The sequence below is a fragment of the Aquifex pyrophilus genome (assembly GCF_054656935.1).
The window spans coordinates 60627-74878 of sequence record NZ_BAAHXJ010000003.1 but is presented as its reverse complement, the minus strand read 5'-3'; the positions used below and the strand labels follow the sequence as shown (position 1 = coordinate 74878).

Here is a 14252-nt window from a genome sequence, read left to right as displayed (position 1 = left end):
TAAAGAGATGGTTAAGGTTAAAATCTGCGGATTAACAAACGCAGAAGACGCACTTCACGTGGCAAGAAGCGGAGCGGACTATGTAGGAGTAATAACCTACCCCAAAAGCCCGAGGTTTACTCCAAAAGAGAGAAGGCTTGAGATAATAAAAGCTCTGGAAGATTATCCCGTAAAAAAGGTGGCTGTTGTAGTTAACGAAGGGTATGAATTTTTAAAAGAGCTCCTTGATGAGGGATTTGACCTCATTCAGCTCCACGGAGACGAGGACATAAGCCTCGGAAGAAAAATCGGACTCGGAAGGGTGATAAAGGTATTCAGGGTAAAAGATAACGTTCCCGAGGTGGGGGAGTGGAAAGAGGCTTACGCTCTTTTGCTTGACACTTACTCCGAGAAGGCTTACGGAGGGACCGGAAAAACCTTTAACTGGGATATAGCGAAAAGGCTCGTTGAGGAAGGATACAGGATGTTCCTCTCGGGAGGGCTTAATCCGGAGAACGTAAAAAGAGCGGTTGAGTACGTTAAACCTTACGGGGTAGATGTTTCCTCAGGTGTTGAGAAAAGTAAGGGAAAGAAGGATAGGGAGAAGGTTGAGAGGTTCATAAGTGAGGCAAAAGGCTAATCTTGATAAGGTCAAGCGATAAATTTATAAGTATGGATTTAGCTTTAAAATATCCGCCCAAATATACGCTTAAAGATTACACAACTTGGGAAGGGGACTGGGAGCTTATAGAAGGAGTTCCCTACGCCCTTGCCTCTCCCACCTTTGAACACCAGAGAGTCGTATTGAAAATATCAAGATTTCTTGACGAAGAACTTGAAAAAAACTGTCAAAATTGCTCCGTAGGTATAGATACCGATTATGTGATAGATGAACATACCGTTGTGAGACCTGATGTATTCATTGTTTGCGGAAAGGTTGAAAAAAGGATTTATAAAACCCCTAAGGTAATCTTTGAGGTAGTTTCTGAAAACACCGCGGAGAAAGACGAAAAACTGAAGTATGAACTCTATGAGAGGGAAGGTGTGGAGTATTACATTATAGTTTTTCCGTCAATTAGAAAAGCGAAAGTTTATAAAATCCAAGAAGGAAGATATAGAAAGCTTACAGATATAATAGACGAAACTCTTGAACTGAAAGTAGAAGATTGCCTGATTCGTTTAGATTTCTCAAAGGTATGGCCCTGAAGGCTTAAGAGTTTTTTAGTAATTAACAGCATTTTAAGCATCGGGGCGGCGGGACTTGAACCCGCGACCTTCGGCTCCCAAAGCCGACGCGCTACCACCTGCGCTACGCCCCGTCGGTATATAAGATATTATAGAATCCTTTAGGGAGGTTAGGAAATGGTGAGAAAGTGGCTACTTACCGGCTTGATATTGAGCGGATTGGGCTTTGGAATGCCAATAAAGATGGATTTTAAGGAGGTTAAGAAGTTTCCTTACATAAAGTACACAACCGCCTGGAAGGGAACGCCCGCGGAAACCAAGGATGTTGCGGTTCCGAACGTTTACATAGTTGTAGGCAAAGAGGAAGGTAAGGAAATACTTTCCTCCGCGGTTAAGATAGCCTTTTATCTCGGGCAGTGGACCGACGGAATAGGTCTTAACCCCAGTCTTGTGAAGGCGGGAAGAATTCCCAAAATTCTCATTAACGACGATGAAATTGAGAAGTTTAAGGACAGGCACTTAATCGTTGTGGGAACGAATAACAAAATAGTTAAAGCTCTCGGTGTGAAGTTTGATGGACCTTCCCTCAAGGTTTTTGAAAGGGACGGAAGGAAGATACTCGTCGTTGGGGGAAGGAATACGAAGGAGATTGTAAAGGCTGCACGCTTTCTCGCGGACAGGGTTTTAGCCTTCAAAGCGGGCGCTTACGCAACCTTCTTCAGCTGGGTAAAGGTAAGGGGCATGATTGAGCACAGGGAGTTCGTTTCCGCCCTTGATACACTCAGGGACTCAAGAGGTGTTCACGCGTGCGGTAGGAATATGTCCTTAGCAGCGCCCATGATGGCAAAATTTCCGCCCGAAGTCAAGAAGGTTGTGAAGAAGCGAAACAAGATAATGTACGTTGAACTTCCCAAAGCCCTTGAGGAAAAGGATAAAGAGAAGGCAAAGAAGCTCTGGAGGGAAGCTATGATAACCTGCTTCCAGTGCCACCAGGGAATAGGCATTCCGAGGCTAAGGAAGTTTGAACCCCTTGCGGATATACACTCAAAGCACCAGAGAATAGCAGAAAGATACGGACTCAGCTGTAAAGACTGCCACTACGGAATTACGGAATACAGGGGATACGAAGAGGGAACGGTTGAGAGATGAGAATATATCTCGTCGGTTTTATGTGCAGCGGAAAGAGCACGGTCGGGAGGCTTCTTTCCTCCTGCCTTGATGTTCCCTTTTACGACGTTGACGAGGAGATAGTAAAAAGGGAGAGGATGAGCATTCCAGAGATATTTGAGAAAAGGGGAGAAGAATACTTCAGGGAGATTGAGTTCAGCGTTTTGAGGGAGCTCTCGGAAAATGAAAACTTTGTTATATCAACGGGAGGAGGGCTCGGAGCAAACGAAAGGGCTATGGAGTTTATGAAAGAGAAGGGAAAGGTTATATACATTAATGTGAACTTTGAAACATTTCTTGAAAGATGCGGTAAGGACCCAAACAGACCACTCCTTAAAAGACCCCTTTCAGAGATAAAGGAGCTTTTTAAAAAGAGAAAAAAGGTTTACGAAAAAGCCCACATAAAGGTGGAGGGGGAAAAAGCCCCCGAGGAAGTTGTTAATGAGATTTTATCAGCCCTTGAAGGGGACACCTTTCGTAGGTGAGGAGGGAACTGCGTAAGTTCTTTTGGGCATTCTTCCCGCAAGGTATGCAAGCCTTCCCGCTATAGTTGCGTACTTCATGGCAACAGCCATCTTTATGGGGTCCTTTGCTTCCGCAAGTGCTGTATTTGTGAGAACTCCGTCAACACCGAGCTCCATAACGGGGGGTATATCGGTAGCACTTCCTATGCCCGCATCAACTATAACGGGAACCGAAACCGCTTCCTTTATGAATATGAGGTTATAAGGGTTCTGGAGACCGAGTCCCGAGCCTATTGGTGCCGCGAGGGGCATCACCGCAGCACACCCTATATCCTCAAACTTCTTGGCATAGACGGGGTCGTCAAAAATGTAGGGAAGAACTACAAATCCTTCCTTTACAAGAACCTTTGCGGCTTTATAGGTCTCCTCCATATCGGGAAGGAGTGTCTTCTGGTCTCCTATTACCTCCAGTTTAACCCAGTTTATGCCGGTTGCCTCCCTTGCCATCATGGCTGTCTTTATGGCTTCTTCCGCGGTATAGCATCCCGCGGTATTGGGAAGTATGAGGTATTTATTGGGGTCTATGTAATCAAGGAGGTTCTCCTTCGTGGGGTCCGTTATGTTAACCCTTCTCACCGCAACGGTTATTATTTCCGCTCCGGAGGCCTCAAGGACCTCCTTAGTCTGCTGGAAGTCCTTAAACTTTCCGGAGCCTATTATGAGCCTTGATTTGAATTTCCTTCCAGCTATCTCAAGGTAGTCGTCCTGAAGGAGTTTTTCCCAGTCCTGCATAAAGCTTACCTCCGAAGGATTTATTAAAACTTTTAGCCTCCTCCTACAAGCTGAACAACCTCAACCTTATCCCCTTCCTTTACCTTTCTCGTGTTGTATTCGGACTTCGGAACCACTTCCTCGTTTATCGCCACCGCGAGACCTATCTCCCTGAACTTTATGCCGAGCTCGTTCAGAAGCTCCATAACGGTAAGCTCACGGGGTATCTCTTTTTCCTCTCCGTTAAGGATTATCCTCGGCATCGTAATTTTTTAATATATGAAAATCACTTTATACCTGCCACCGCTCACTCCCACTCAATGGTTGAGGGAGGCTTTGAGGACACATCGTAAACGACCCTGTTCACTCCTTCAACCTCGTTTATTATCCTCCTCATCACTCTGTCAAGGAAGTCGTAAGGGAGTCTATACCAGTCCGCTGTCATCCCGTCAACGCTCTCAACAGCCCTGAGGGCTATAACCTTTTCGTAAGTTCTCACATCTCCCATTACCCCGACGCTTTTTACGGGAAGTAGAACCGCAAAAGCCTGCCATATCCTGTCGTAAAGCCCTTCCTTTTTAAGCTCTTCTATAAATATGTAATCCGCTTTTCTGAGGATTTCTAAATCCCTCTCGTTTACCTCGCCTATAATCCTTATGGCAAGCCCGGGACCGGGGAAGGGGTGTCTCTTTAGTATTTCCTCGGGAATGCCGAGAAGCCTTCCTATCTGCCTTACCTCGTCCTTAAAGAGCTCCCTGAAGGGCTCAAGGAGTTTGAGGTTCATCCTCTCGGGAAGTCCACCGACGTTGTGGTGGGTCTTTATCTTCGCACTCCCCTTTATCCCCGCACTCTCAACAACGTCCGGGTAGAGGGTTCCCTGAAGGAGATACTCCGCTCCCTCTATCTTCTTGGCTTCCTTCTCAAATACTTCTATGAAGGTTCTCCCTATTATCTTTCTCTTTTCCTCGGGGTCCTCAACACCTTTCAGCCTCTCAAGGAATAATTTGCTCGCGTCAACAACGGTAAGGGGAAGCCCTAAAGCCCTGAGATTTCTCTCAACCTCCTCCCTTTCCCCAAGCCTTAAAAGGCCATGGTCTATAAAAAAGCAGTGGAGCTTATCCCCTATAGCTCTGTGGGTTAAAACTGCGGCAACCGTTGAGTCAACACCCCCCGAGAGTGCAGCTATAACCTTTGCGTTTCCCACCGTTTTCCTTATTTCTTCAATCTTCTCCTTTATGAAGTCTCCCATCTCCCAGTTTCTTTCCGCCTTGCACACTCCGTAAACGAAGTTTGCGAGCATCTCCCTTCCGTAAACGGTGTGGGTGACCTCGGGGTGAAACTGAAAGCCGTAAATCTTCTTTTCCCTGTTCGCTATAACCGCGTAAGGGGAGTTTTCGGAAACCGCAAGAACTTCAAAACCTTCCGGAAGCTCAACAACCTTGTCAGCGTGGGACATCCAGACATCGCTCTCCTTAGGAATACCTTCAAATATCACATCTTCCTTAACTATTCTCAGCCTTGCCCTTCCGTATTCCTGCTTTTCGGACCTTGCGACCTTCCCGCCGAGCTGGTGTGTGATTACCTGAAGCCCGTAGCATATGCCGAGAATAGGAATGCCGAGCTCATAAATGCGGGGGTCGGGAAGGGGTGCTCCTTCCGCGTAAACAGAGGCAGGACCTCCCGAGAAAATTATCCCGTAAGGCTCTCTCTCTTTAATTTCCTCAAGGGGAGTATCCCAGTGGACAATCTCGCTGTAAACGCCGAGCTCCCTTATCCTTCTCGCTATGAGCTGAACGTATTGGGAGCCGAAGTTAACGACGATGATAGGTCTCTTCCGCATAAGATTTAATAATATATGAGCTAAATAATTACTTTATAAGGGACCATTCCGTAAAATCTCTCTTATGGCTATAGACAAGGAGAAGATAAAGCAGGCTGTAAGGCTTTTCCTTGAAGGAATAGGCGAGGACCCGGACCGCGAAGGCTTGAGGGAAACCCCCGAGAGAGTTGCGCGCATGTGGGAAGAGTTTGAGAGAATGAGAAGCTTTGATATGAAGCTATTTGAGGAGTTCGGGGGATACAACGAGATGGTTCTCGTTAAAGATATACGTTTCTACAGTTTATGTGAGCATCATCTCCTTCCCTTCTTCGGGAAGGTTCATATAGCTTACATTCCCGATAAAAAGATATCGGGACTCTCAAAGCTCGTGAGGACCGTAAGGGCTTTCGCGTTAAGACCCCAGGTTCAGGAAAGACTCACGGAGGAGATAGCGGACTTCCTTGAGAGGGAGCTTGAACCAAGAGGCGTAGGTGTGGTTATAGAGGCTGAACACCTCTGTATGTCCATGAGGGGTGTTATGTCCCCGGGACACATAACGGTAACCTCAGCCCTCAGGGGTGTGTTCCTCAAAGACTTGAGAACGCGGGAGGAGTTTTTAAAGCTCGTGAGGGGTGGCTGAGTTAGGGAACTTTAACAGCATCAAGGCACTCTTTTATAACCCTCTGGGCTTGAGCCCCTTCTCTTAATATCAGTCTGTGGGGAACGACGTAGGGTATGTTATCAAGGATGTCCTCGGGAACGACGAAGTCCCTTCCCCTGGCGTAAGCCTGGGCACGGGCAACCTGAACGAGGTGAATTAATCCTCTCGTTGATATGCCGAGGAGAACATCTGGATGATTTCTCAGGACGTTTGCAAAATCCACAATAAACTCGGCAATTTCCTCCGATATGTAAACTCCTTTAATTTCCTCCATAGTCCTTAAGATTTCCTGAGGATTGGAGAGAACGGATAAGCTGTTTATCCTTTCCATAGGATTTATGCCCCTAACAATCTCAGCCTCGTATTCCTTGGGAGGGTATCCCACGCTTAACCTCATAGTGAAGCGGTCCAGCTGTGCCTCGGGAAGGGGATAGGTTCCGTAATGTTCAACGGGGTTCTGGGTAGCTATAACGAAGAAGGGTTGCGGGAGCTTGTATGTTTTTCCATCAACGCTTACCTGCCTTTCCGCCATCGCTTCAAGGAGAGCACTTTGGGTTTTTGGAGTTCCCCTGTTTATCTCGTCCGCGAGAACGACGTTGTGAAATATGGGACCTTTTTTAAACTCAAACTCCCTACTTTTTGGATTGAAAACGTTCACACCCGTTATGTCCGACGGCATTAGGTCGCTCGTAAACTGAATACGGGCAAAGGATAAGCCGAGAACCCTTGCAAGGGTGAGGGCAAGGGTTGTTTTCCCCGTTCCGGGAACGTCTTCTATGAGTAGGTGTCCACCCGAAAGGAGACAGAGAAGGGCTTTCTCTATTACCTTCTCCTTTCCTTTTAATACCCTTGATGCCTCGGAAAGTACACCTTCAATATCCATTGGTATAATTTTAAAAAGCAAGGAGGATGAGCGTGAACGAGCTATACCAAGTGCCCCAAATACCCCAGGGATTCGTTGAGTATCCTTTAATGCCTTTAAGGGACATAGTTATCTTTCCCACCATGGTTCAGCCTCTCTTTGTTGGAAGACGCTTCTCCATAAGGGCTATTGAAGAGGCAAATAAAAAGGATAAACTTATATTCCTCGTTCTTCAGAAGGATAAAGATATAGAGGAGCCTAAGGAAGAAGATATATACAAGGTTGGTGTCGTTGCCCACATACTCAGAACCGTTCCCATAGAGGACGGAAGGGTAAAGATTCTCGTTCAGGGATTAAAAAGGGCTGTTTTAAAGAAGCTTGAATGGAAGGAGGACCACTGGGTCGCAACCGTTGAGGTTGTTGAAGAGAAAGACATTCCTCCCTCGGACCAGACGATAGAGGATAAGGCACTCATAAAAGCAGTTAAAGAGTCCGTTGATAAACTTGTAAGCCTCGGAAAGCAGATAATTCCCGACTTTTTAGTTCTCATAAAGGAGATAGAGGAACCCGGAAAGCTCGCGGATATGGTCGCTTCCATACTGGACATAAAGGCCTCCCAGGCACAGGAGATACTTGAGACCTTTGACCCGAGAGTAAGACTCCAAAAAGTCCACAAGCTCCTCCAGGACGAGATAGGTCTTCTTGAGGTAAAACAGAGGATAAGCGAGCTCGCAAGGGAGAAAATGGAAAAGGAACAGAGGGAGTACTTCCTACGCCAGCAGTTAAAGGCCATACAGGAGGAACTGGGAGAAGCGGGGGGAATAAAAGCGGAAATAGAGGAATATACGAAGAAGTTTGAGAAGATTAAGGACTGCCTCCCCGAGGAGGGCGTTAAGGAAATAGAAAAGAACATTAAGAGGCTTGAGAGACTTCACCCCGATTCGGCAGAAGCGGGTGTGATAAGGACGTGGCTTGACTGGGTTCTTGACCTTCCCTGGTGTGAGAGAACGGAGGATAACTACGACCTTGAAAGGGCAAGGGAAATACTCGACAGGGACCACTACGACCTTGAGAAGGTAAAGGACAGAATTATAGAGTATCTGGCTATAAGGAAGTTAACTCAGGGTAAAGAGGCACCGACCCAGATTCTCGCCTTTGTAGGTCCTCCCGGTGTCGGTAAGACATCTCTCGGAAGGTCCATAGCGGAAGCCCTCGGAAGGAAGTTCGTGAGGATAGCCCTGGGAGGTATAAGGGACGAAGCGGAGATAAGGGGACACAGGAGAACATACGTCGGTGCTATGCCCGGAAGGATAATACAGGCCATAAAACAGGCGGGAACGAAGAATCCCGTCATAATGCTGGACGAGATAGATAAGCTCGCAATATCCTTCCAAGGAGACCCCGCCGCAGCGCTCCTTGAGGTTTTAGACCCCGAGCAGAATAAGAAGTTTACGGACCTCTACATAGGAATTCCCTTTGACCTCTCCGAGGTGATATTCATATGCACCGGAAACAGGGCGGACACCATTCCCACACCCCTTCTTGACAGGATGGAATTAATACTCCTTTCGGGATATTCTGAAGAGGAGAAGCTATTCATAGCTAAAAAGCACCTTATTCCCAAGCTCATACCCTTGCACGGACTGAAGCCCGAAGAGGTTGAGTTTACCGATGAGGCAATCCTTGAAATAATAAGGGGATACACCAGGGAAGCGGGTGTAAGAAATCTCCAGAGACAGATTTCCGCGGTTCTGAGAAAGCTTGCCGTTAAAAAACTCCAAGGTGAGCGTGGACCATTCAAGGTTGATAAGGAGCTTGTGAGGAAGCTTCTCGGTGTTCCGAGATACAGGCCCGAAAGGGAGAAAAAGCCCCTCGTGGGTGTTGCAACGGGTCTTGCCTGGACAGAGGTCGGCGGGGAGATAATGTTCATAGAAGCGACTAAGATGAAAGGAAAGGGTTCCCTTGTTCTTACGGGTTCCCTCGGGGACATTATGAAAGAGAGCGCTCAGGCCGCCCTTTCCTTTATACGCTCAAAGGCGGAGGAATACGGAATAGACCCCGACATATTCTCCCAGGTTGACGTTCACGTTCACGTTCCCGAAGGTGCGGTTCCGAAAGATGGTCCTTCGGCAGGTGTTGCGATAGCTACGGCCCTTCTTTCGCTATTTACGGATATACCCGTGAGAATGGACGTAGCTATGACCGGAGAAATCACCCTAAGGGGAAGAGTTCTTCCCGTCGGAGGCTTAAAGGAAAAGATACTCGCCGCGAAAAGGGCGGAGATTTACGAGGTTATACTTCCGGCAAAGAACAAGGACGAGGTTCTTGAAGAGCTTCCCGAATACGTCAGGGAAAAGATGACCCTTCACTTCGTTGAGAACCTGGACGAAGTGTTTAAGATAGCTCTCGTGAGGGAGCCCAAGCCCATTAAAGAGGTCTGAGCTCCACCAGGTATATATCTCCCCTGTTCTGTATCGGGAGTGTTCCCTTTCTCCCGGTTATTACAAAAACCCTTCCCTCGGAGTCCCTCACTACGGCCTGAATGGCCTCCTCAAACTTCCTTCCCCTGAGCTTTACAGCTTCAAAAACTCCTTTTTTCTTCTCTATAACGCCCCAGAGCTCTCCTTCTATAAACTTCGTAAAGCCCACTATGGAGAAAACTGCGGAACTCTTATTTTTAGGAATCAAAGGAATAACCTTTCGGAATACCTCCGTAAAGGAGGGCTTTGCGTAAAAGATATACTTATTGCCGTCCGCATAGCTGTATTCTTCGGGCAGTTCCGCGGTTGTGTAAGAGGCTCCGAAACCATCCTCCGAAAGAACCTCGTTTCCTCTGTAGTAAATCCTTAACCTTCTATCGCTATCAACAAAGATGAGAAGGTCATCAAGGACTAAAGCTCCGTCAATTCTGAAATCTTCCGGAAGATTCAACCTGTCAGATTTAATGAGCTTATCACCCCTCAATTCAAACCTGTAAACCTCTCCCCAGTAATCCCTTTCGTTGAACTCCTGTCCTACGAGAACTTTTTTTCCCTTCTTCAGAAGGTAGCCGAATATATAGGGAATGTCTTTCTCAACCAGTATAAAAGAATCTCCTATCGGCTTTAGCATAACGCTTGAGGCCCTTCCGTTTGTAATTACGTTCACGAAAATGTGTTTTTCATAGCAGACAACACCAACGGGATATCCGGGGGGTAGTGCGTAAGAGTTAACCTCAACAAAGTCGCTCTTTAGAACCTCGTAAACCTTTATACCGCTTTCATAAAGAACAACGAGATAATCCTTCTTGCCGAAGAGCTTGCATATATCCGCTGAAAGGGGTAAGTAACCTAAGCTCCTCACATACCTCGCTTTAACTACAAAATCCTCGGGATACTTTTCCTTTTCCGCGTAAATTTTTCTCTCAACGGGGAAAAAGGCTATAGGCCTTCCGAGGTAAGAAACTCCGTAGCCGTTCTCAAGCTCCTTAACGAGATAAGTACAGTTATCAATCCCTCTTTTGAGATTCTTGACTATACCGCTGAGAGCGTAAAAGCCCTCATCGCTCCCTTCGTAACAAACGGTTCCCGTTATCAGTCTTACCTTATCCCCCTCCTTTATGCCCATATCCTCAACAATTTTTGCGTAGGAGTAATTCTCTTTAGGCTCCGTTACCTCAACCTCTCCCGTTTTCTTCTCCTCATATCCGAGAACTTTCTTTGTAACGGGGTGAACTATTGGCTCTCCTTTCGTTATTACCTCAAATCTCTCCCCGGGGAAAGCTTTTCCCTTCGGAAGGTCAATTATTACACTATTTCCCTCCCTTTTCACTACGTAACCTTCCCTCTGGAAGAACTTAATAAGCTCTTGGGGGACCTGAGAAAAAGAAAAGGTTATCAAGAGGAAGAAAAGACTAAGTATAAGCATCTTTTAACCTCTCCATGTTTTCTATAATTTTATCGGTAATTTCCTTAGTTCCCACTTTCTTGCATCCCTCGCTCCATATATCGGGAGTTCTGTATCCCTGATTCAATGTTTCCTCAACCGCCTTTTCTACAAGGTCGTGGGCTTTATCCATTCCGAAGGAGTATTTAAGCATCATGGCTGCGGAAAGTATCGTTGCTATCGGGTTTGCTATTCCCTTTCCAGCTATGTCCGGAGCGGAGCCGTGAACGGGCTCGTAAAGGGCATACCTGTCTCCCACGCTCGCGGAAGGTAGCATTCCGAGGCTTCCCACGACAACCCCCGCCTCGTCCGATAGTATATCCCCGAATATGTTTCCCGTAACTATGACGTCAAAGGTTGTTGGTCTTCTGACAAGTTGCATAGCGCAGTTATCAACGTAAAGGTGTTCAAGCTCAACATCGGGGTAATTCTTCTTTTCCTCCTCTACTATCTCCCTCCATAGGGCACTTACCTCAAGAACGTTTGCCTTATCAACGCTCGTTAACTTCTTCCTCCTCTTTCTCGCTATCTCAAATCCCTTCCTTACGACTCTTCTTATCTCGTCTTCCGTATACTTCATAGTGTTTATCGCATATCTTTTTCCGTTCTCCGTAAAAATACCTCTTGGCTCTCCGTAGTATATGCCCGAGGTAAGCTCCCTTATCACGAGCATATCGGTTCCCTTAACGACTTCCTCCTTCAGGGGAGATGCGGATACGAGGGCATCCCAAACTTTAGCGGGTCTAAGGTTCGCGTAAAGGTCAAGCTCCTTCCTTATCCTTAGAAGACCCTTCTCTGGTCTCTTATCGGTTGGAAGGTTGTCCCACTTTGGCCCTCCCACTGCTCCAAGAAGTATGGCATCGGATTCTTTGCAGAGTTCAAGTGTTTCATCGGGAAGAGGTGTTCCCATTCTGTCTATTGCTTCTCCCCCTATCAATCCCTCCCTGTATTCAAACTCAACTCCGTATATCTCTGCTACCTTGTTGAGAACTCTGAGGGCCTGCTCAACTATCTCTGGACCTATTCCGTCTCCCTTCAGAACCGCTATTTTGAACTTCTTCATAAGGAAGTATTTTAAACGATAAAACTCTTGACATCTTTTTCGGGAATCTCTATAATAAGATTTCGTCAAGGTTAGATGTAAGGAGAAAAGGGGTGGTAGCCCCCGTCGTCTAGCCTGGCCTAGGACGCCGGCCTTTCACGCCGGAAACGCGGGTTCAAATCCCGCCGGGGGTGCCACCTTTTTTTTATAAACTCAAAGGCGGGTAGCTCAGTTGGGAGAGCGCCGCCCTTACAAGGCGGAGGTCGCGGGTTCGAGTCCCGCCCCGCCTACCATATGAATTATCTCTATTCTTTCCTTTACGAAAAACTACCTATTTACAAGGAGGGTTTAGAAAAAGCAAAGAGAGAAGACGCTATAAACCTCTACAGGGAATTGGGACTTCCCCCTGAAAGGATAGCAAAAATCCTGAATGTCCCGAAAGATAAAGCTGTAAAGTGGCTGAAAGAAGAAAAGCTTATTGATTAACAAAGAAGAGAAAAATAAAATTTACCTAAACAGCTGTGAGGGGGATACTTTGGGGAACTCCTTACACTCCACCGTTAGCTTTTTCGTTATCTCGCAAGAGTAAAAATAGCTTCTGCGGTCGGAGAGTTCAACGCTTACTTTCAACCTTCTTATATCCCTGAGGTCTATCGTTATTGGCGTGGTTAAATAGCCCTTTCCGTAAGGGGTAAACTCCACTTCCTCGCCTTCCAAGAGGACACGGTTAACCTCCCCACCAGTTGCCCCAAAGAGAATAAACTCAACGTAAGGAAGGTTTACCGAGGTTATAAATCCCGCAACGGGAGGAAGGGCTTCCACCTTTAGCTTTTCTAAAAGAGGTGTTTCTAAAACTCAATTGTATTCTTCGGGAAAAATCTTATATTCACTTCCAGACCTTACCGCAAAAATAAACTTTCTTCCCTCGGGAATTATGAAGGTCTTACCTCTGTAGGTATATGTAATTCTCTCGGGAGCTACCAAGTAATTCAGGGAAGGAACTTCAATAGATTTCTCTTTAATTAAAGGTTCAATTGGTGAATAATAAATTCTTCCCATAGTATTCCCATAAAAGCTTGACCAGACCACTTTTCCGTGCTCCCTCGTAGCTTCAAAAACGTAAAGGTATCCATCTTGAGAAGCTACCACAAGGTCAAGATATCCGTCTTTGTCAAGGTCCCCGAGTGCGGGGGACGAAACAATTGCACCGCCCGTTTTGAATGTCCAGAGAGGTACCCCGCTTTTCCCCGAAATTACATAAACGTTGAAATCTCCACTTCCAACTATTACATCAGGAATATTGTCATTATCAAGGTCCGCAAGCACAGGAGAAGAATCAACACCATCATCCGTTTTAAATTTCCATATAAGCTCCCCAGTTTTGCCAGATATTGCATATATATTATCGTCCCAGCTTCCTACAACTACATCAGGGGTTCCATCTCCATCAAGGTCTCCGAGTGCGGGAGAAGAGCCTATTCCATTCCCTGTCTCGAACTTCCATATAAGCTTTCCATTTTTGCCTGAAATCGCATATATGTTTTTGTCCCAGCTTCCCACAACCACATCAGGAGTTCCGTCCCCATCAAGGTCTCCAAGTGCGGGGGAAGAACGCGTAAAAAAACTAGTTTTAAATTTCCAGATAAACCTTCCACCTTTACCAGAAATTGCATAAATGTAGTCGCTATCACTACCTATAACCACATCAAGATATCCATCATCATCAAGGTTTCCAAGTGCAGGGGAAGAGAGAATCCAATAACCTATTTCAAACCTCCACAAAAGCTTTCCACTTTTGCCCGAAATCGCATATATGTTTTTGTCCCAGCTTCCCACTACAGCATCGGGTGTTCCGTCATTATCTATATCCCCTAAGGAAAGTGCAGTAATTCCTTTACTTGCTTTGAACCTCCAAATGAGTTTTCCATCCCAAGAAAGGGCATAGACGTAACCATTATCGTCCGCGGTGAGTATATATTCCGAGCAGGCTATAACACCTTGCATATCACTTGTTCCCTCAAAGCTCCAAAGGAGCTTTCCATTCTCATTAAAGACATAAAGCTTGTCGTATTCGTCTTTCCCATTTTCATCCCCATTCGTAGCGTGCAGGACATAACTTCCGAATATGATGGGGTTATTGTTTATAAAGTTCTCCTTCCCCACATAGGCTTTCCACTTTAGCTTAAACAGCTCTTCCGAGAAGGAGAGGGACAAAAGGAGCAGAAAAATAAACCAGAGTCTTTTCATTTCTTCCTCCCTCTTTGCATATTATAAAGAATTTATTGTTTTACCGCTTTTTCCCTTGTAAATTTCTTATTATGGGGGGTAGGTTCTTACTGGTTTCCCTCGCCGGTGCGTTAATATTTCTCTCACCGGGG

15 protein-coding genes and 3 tRNA genes are annotated in these 14252 nt (G+C 46.2%); 9 read left to right on the top strand and 9 right to left on the bottom strand.

The genetic code is table 11. The features are described from left to right. The first annotated feature begins 7 nt into the window (after positions 1-7). Positions 8-619: a phosphoribosylanthranilate isomerase gene (locus ACYQZ0_RS00965; protein ID WP_459774538.1), complete on the top strand. Its 612-nt coding sequence runs from the start codon at positions 8-10 to the stop codon at positions 617-619. A gap of 32 nt (positions 620-651) precedes the next feature. Next, positions 652-1185: a Uma2 family endonuclease gene (locus ACYQZ0_RS00960; RefSeq protein WP_459774536.1), complete on the top strand. Its 534-nt coding sequence runs from the start codon at positions 652-654 to the stop codon at positions 1183-1185. Between the two features lie 40 nt (positions 1186-1225). Here the strand turns inward: ACYQZ0_RS00960 and ACYQZ0_RS00955 are convergent. Then, positions 1226-1298: transfer RNA gene (locus ACYQZ0_RS00955), tRNA-Pro, on the bottom strand. Between the two features lie 109 nt (positions 1299-1407). Between ACYQZ0_RS00955 and ACYQZ0_RS00950 the strand changes: the two genes are divergently transcribed. Beyond that, positions 1408-2313 (top strand): cellulose biosynthesis cyclic di-GMP-binding regulatory protein BcsB, encoded by a 906-nt coding sequence (locus ACYQZ0_RS00950; RefSeq protein WP_459774534.1) that lies wholly within the window; start codon positions 1408-1410, stop codon positions 2311-2313. After that, positions 2310-2816, top strand: coding sequence for a shikimate kinase (locus tag ACYQZ0_RS00945; RefSeq protein ID WP_459774532.1), 507 nt, complete (start codon positions 2310-2312; stop codon positions 2814-2816). The genes ACYQZ0_RS00950 and ACYQZ0_RS00945 overlap by 4 nt, the downstream gene beginning before the upstream one ends. Here ACYQZ0_RS00945 and ACYQZ0_RS00940 read toward each other — a convergent pair. The 3 genes from ACYQZ0_RS00940 to guaA are packed head-to-tail and all read right to left on the bottom strand — an operon-like array spanning position 2784 to position 5406. After that, the gene (locus ACYQZ0_RS00940) at positions 2784-3587 is read right to left on the bottom strand and encodes a thiazole synthase (protein WP_459774530.1); all 804 of its coding nucleotides are present in this window, start codon (positions 3585-3587) and stop codon (positions 2784-2786) included. The genes ACYQZ0_RS00945 and ACYQZ0_RS00940 overlap by 33 nt on opposite strands. A 32-nt stretch (positions 3588-3619) precedes the next feature. After that, entirely contained in the window at positions 3620-3829 is a 210-nt protein-coding gene (thiS, locus tag ACYQZ0_RS00935) for a sulfur carrier protein ThiS (RefSeq protein ID WP_459774528.1), read from the bottom strand. Positions 3830-3873: 44 nt separating this feature from the next. Continuing rightward, entirely contained in the window at positions 3874-5406 is a 1533-nt protein-coding gene (gene guaA, locus ACYQZ0_RS00930; protein WP_459774527.1) for a glutamine-hydrolyzing GMP synthase, read from the bottom strand. Positions 5407-5470: 64 nt separating this feature from the next. Here guaA and folE point away from each other — a divergent pair, with 64 nt between their 5' ends. Beyond that, complete coding sequence (folE, locus tag ACYQZ0_RS00925) at positions 5471-6025, top strand: GTP cyclohydrolase I FolE (protein ID WP_459774526.1); 555 nt, start codon at positions 5471-5473, stop codon at positions 6023-6025. Position 6026: 1 nt separating this feature from the next. Here the strand turns inward: folE and ACYQZ0_RS00920 are convergent, their stop codons facing one another. Then, a complete protein-coding gene (locus tag ACYQZ0_RS00920; RefSeq protein ID WP_459774524.1) occupies positions 6027-6929 on the bottom strand; it encodes an AAA family ATPase in 903 nt (300 codons plus the stop codon). A gap of 26 nt (positions 6930-6955) precedes the next feature. Here ACYQZ0_RS00920 and lon point away from each other — a divergent pair, with 26 nt between their 5' ends. Further along, positions 6956-9349 carry an endopeptidase La gene (gene lon, locus ACYQZ0_RS00915; RefSeq protein WP_459774523.1) on the top strand — a complete coding sequence of 798 codons (2394 nt, stop codon included), beginning with the start codon at positions 6956-6958 and terminating at the stop codon, positions 9347-9349. Here the strand turns inward: lon and ACYQZ0_RS00910 are convergent. Next, positions 9336-10814: a hypothetical protein gene (locus tag ACYQZ0_RS00910; protein WP_459774521.1), complete on the bottom strand. Its 1479-nt coding sequence runs from the start codon at positions 10812-10814 to the stop codon at positions 9336-9338. The genes lon and ACYQZ0_RS00910 overlap by 14 nt on opposite strands. Continuing rightward, positions 10801-11895 carry a 3-isopropylmalate dehydrogenase gene (gene leuB, locus ACYQZ0_RS00905; protein ID WP_459774520.1) on the bottom strand — a complete coding sequence of 365 codons (1095 nt, stop codon included), beginning with the start codon at positions 11893-11895 and terminating at the stop codon, positions 10801-10803. The genes ACYQZ0_RS00910 and leuB overlap by 14 nt, the downstream gene beginning before the upstream one ends. A 98-nt stretch (positions 11896-11993) precedes the next feature. Here leuB and ACYQZ0_RS00900 point away from each other — a divergent pair. The 3 genes from ACYQZ0_RS00900 (at position 11994) to ACYQZ0_RS00890 (ending at position 12360) form a co-directional block, all read left to right on the top strand. Further along, a tRNA-Glu gene (locus tag ACYQZ0_RS00900) sits at positions 11994-12071 on the top strand. 20 nt (positions 12072-12091) lie between these two features. Beyond that, positions 12092-12167, top strand: a tRNA-Val gene (locus ACYQZ0_RS00895). Between the two features lies 1 nt (position 12168). Then, positions 12169-12360, top strand: a complete 192-nt coding sequence (locus ACYQZ0_RS00890; protein ID WP_459774518.1) for a hypothetical protein — start codon at positions 12169-12171, stop codon at positions 12358-12360. Between the two features lie 21 nt (positions 12361-12381). Here the strand turns inward: ACYQZ0_RS00890 and ACYQZ0_RS00885 are convergent, their stop codons facing one another. Both ACYQZ0_RS00885 and ACYQZ0_RS00880 read right to left on the bottom strand, forming a co-directional pair. Further along, positions 12382-12696: a hypothetical protein gene (locus ACYQZ0_RS00885; RefSeq protein WP_459774516.1), complete on the bottom strand. Its 315-nt coding sequence runs from the start codon at positions 12694-12696 to the stop codon at positions 12382-12384. A 33-nt stretch (positions 12697-12729) separates the two neighbouring features. After that, on the bottom strand, positions 12730-14121 hold the full coding sequence (locus ACYQZ0_RS00880; RefSeq protein ID WP_459774515.1) for an FG-GAP-like repeat-containing protein: 1392 nt from the start codon (positions 14119-14121) through the stop codon (positions 12730-12732). Between the last annotated feature and the right edge of the window lie 131 nt (positions 14122-14252).

Bases quoted from the DNA above. Each gene is read 5' to 3' on its own strand.
- ACYQZ0_RS00965 (WP_459774538.1), top strand. From the start codon at position 8: ATGGTTAAGGTTAAAATCTGCGGATTAACAAACGCAGAAGACGCACTT.
- ACYQZ0_RS00960 (WP_459774536.1), top strand. From the start codon at position 652: ATGGATTTAGCTTTAAAATATCCGCCCAAATATACGCTTAAAGATTAC.
- ACYQZ0_RS00950 (WP_459774534.1), top strand. From the start codon at position 1,408: ATGGATTTTAAGGAGGTTAAGAAGTTTCCTTACATAAAGTACACAACC.
- ACYQZ0_RS00945 (WP_459774532.1), top strand. From the start codon at position 2,310: ATGAGAATATATCTCGTCGGTTTTATGTGCAGCGGAAAGAGCACGGTC.
- ACYQZ0_RS00940 (WP_459774530.1), bottom strand. From the start codon at position 3,587: ATGCAGGACTGGGAAAAACTCCTTCAGGACGACTACCTTGAGATAGCT.
- thiS (WP_459774528.1), bottom strand. From the start codon at position 3,829: ATGCCGAGGATAATCCTTAACGGAGAGGAAAAAGAGATACCCCGTGAG.
- guaA (WP_459774527.1), bottom strand. From the start codon at position 5,406: ATGCGGAAGAGACCTATCATCGTCGTTAACTTCGGCTCCCAATACGTT.
- folE (WP_459774526.1), top strand. From the start codon at position 5,471: ATGGCTATAGACAAGGAGAAGATAAAGCAGGCTGTAAGGCTTTTCCTT.
- ACYQZ0_RS00920 (WP_459774524.1), bottom strand. From the start codon at position 6,929: ATGGATATTGAAGGTGTACTTTCCGAGGCATCAAGGGTATTAAAAGGA.
- lon (WP_459774523.1), top strand. From the start codon at position 6,956: ATGAGCGTGAACGAGCTATACCAAGTGCCCCAAATACCCCAGGGATTC.
- ACYQZ0_RS00910 (WP_459774521.1), bottom strand. From the start codon at position 10,814: ATGCTTATACTTAGTCTTTTCTTCCTCTTGATAACCTTTTCTTTTTCT.
- leuB (WP_459774520.1), bottom strand. From the start codon at position 11,895: ATGAAGAAGTTCAAAATAGCGGTTCTGAAGGGAGACGGAATAGGTCCA.
- ACYQZ0_RS00890 (WP_459774518.1), top strand. From the start codon at position 12,169: ATGAATTATCTCTATTCTTTCCTTTACGAAAAACTACCTATTTACAAG.
- ACYQZ0_RS00880 (WP_459774515.1), bottom strand. From the start codon at position 14,121: ATGAAAAGACTCTGGTTTATTTTTCTGCTCCTTTTGTCCCTCTCCTTC.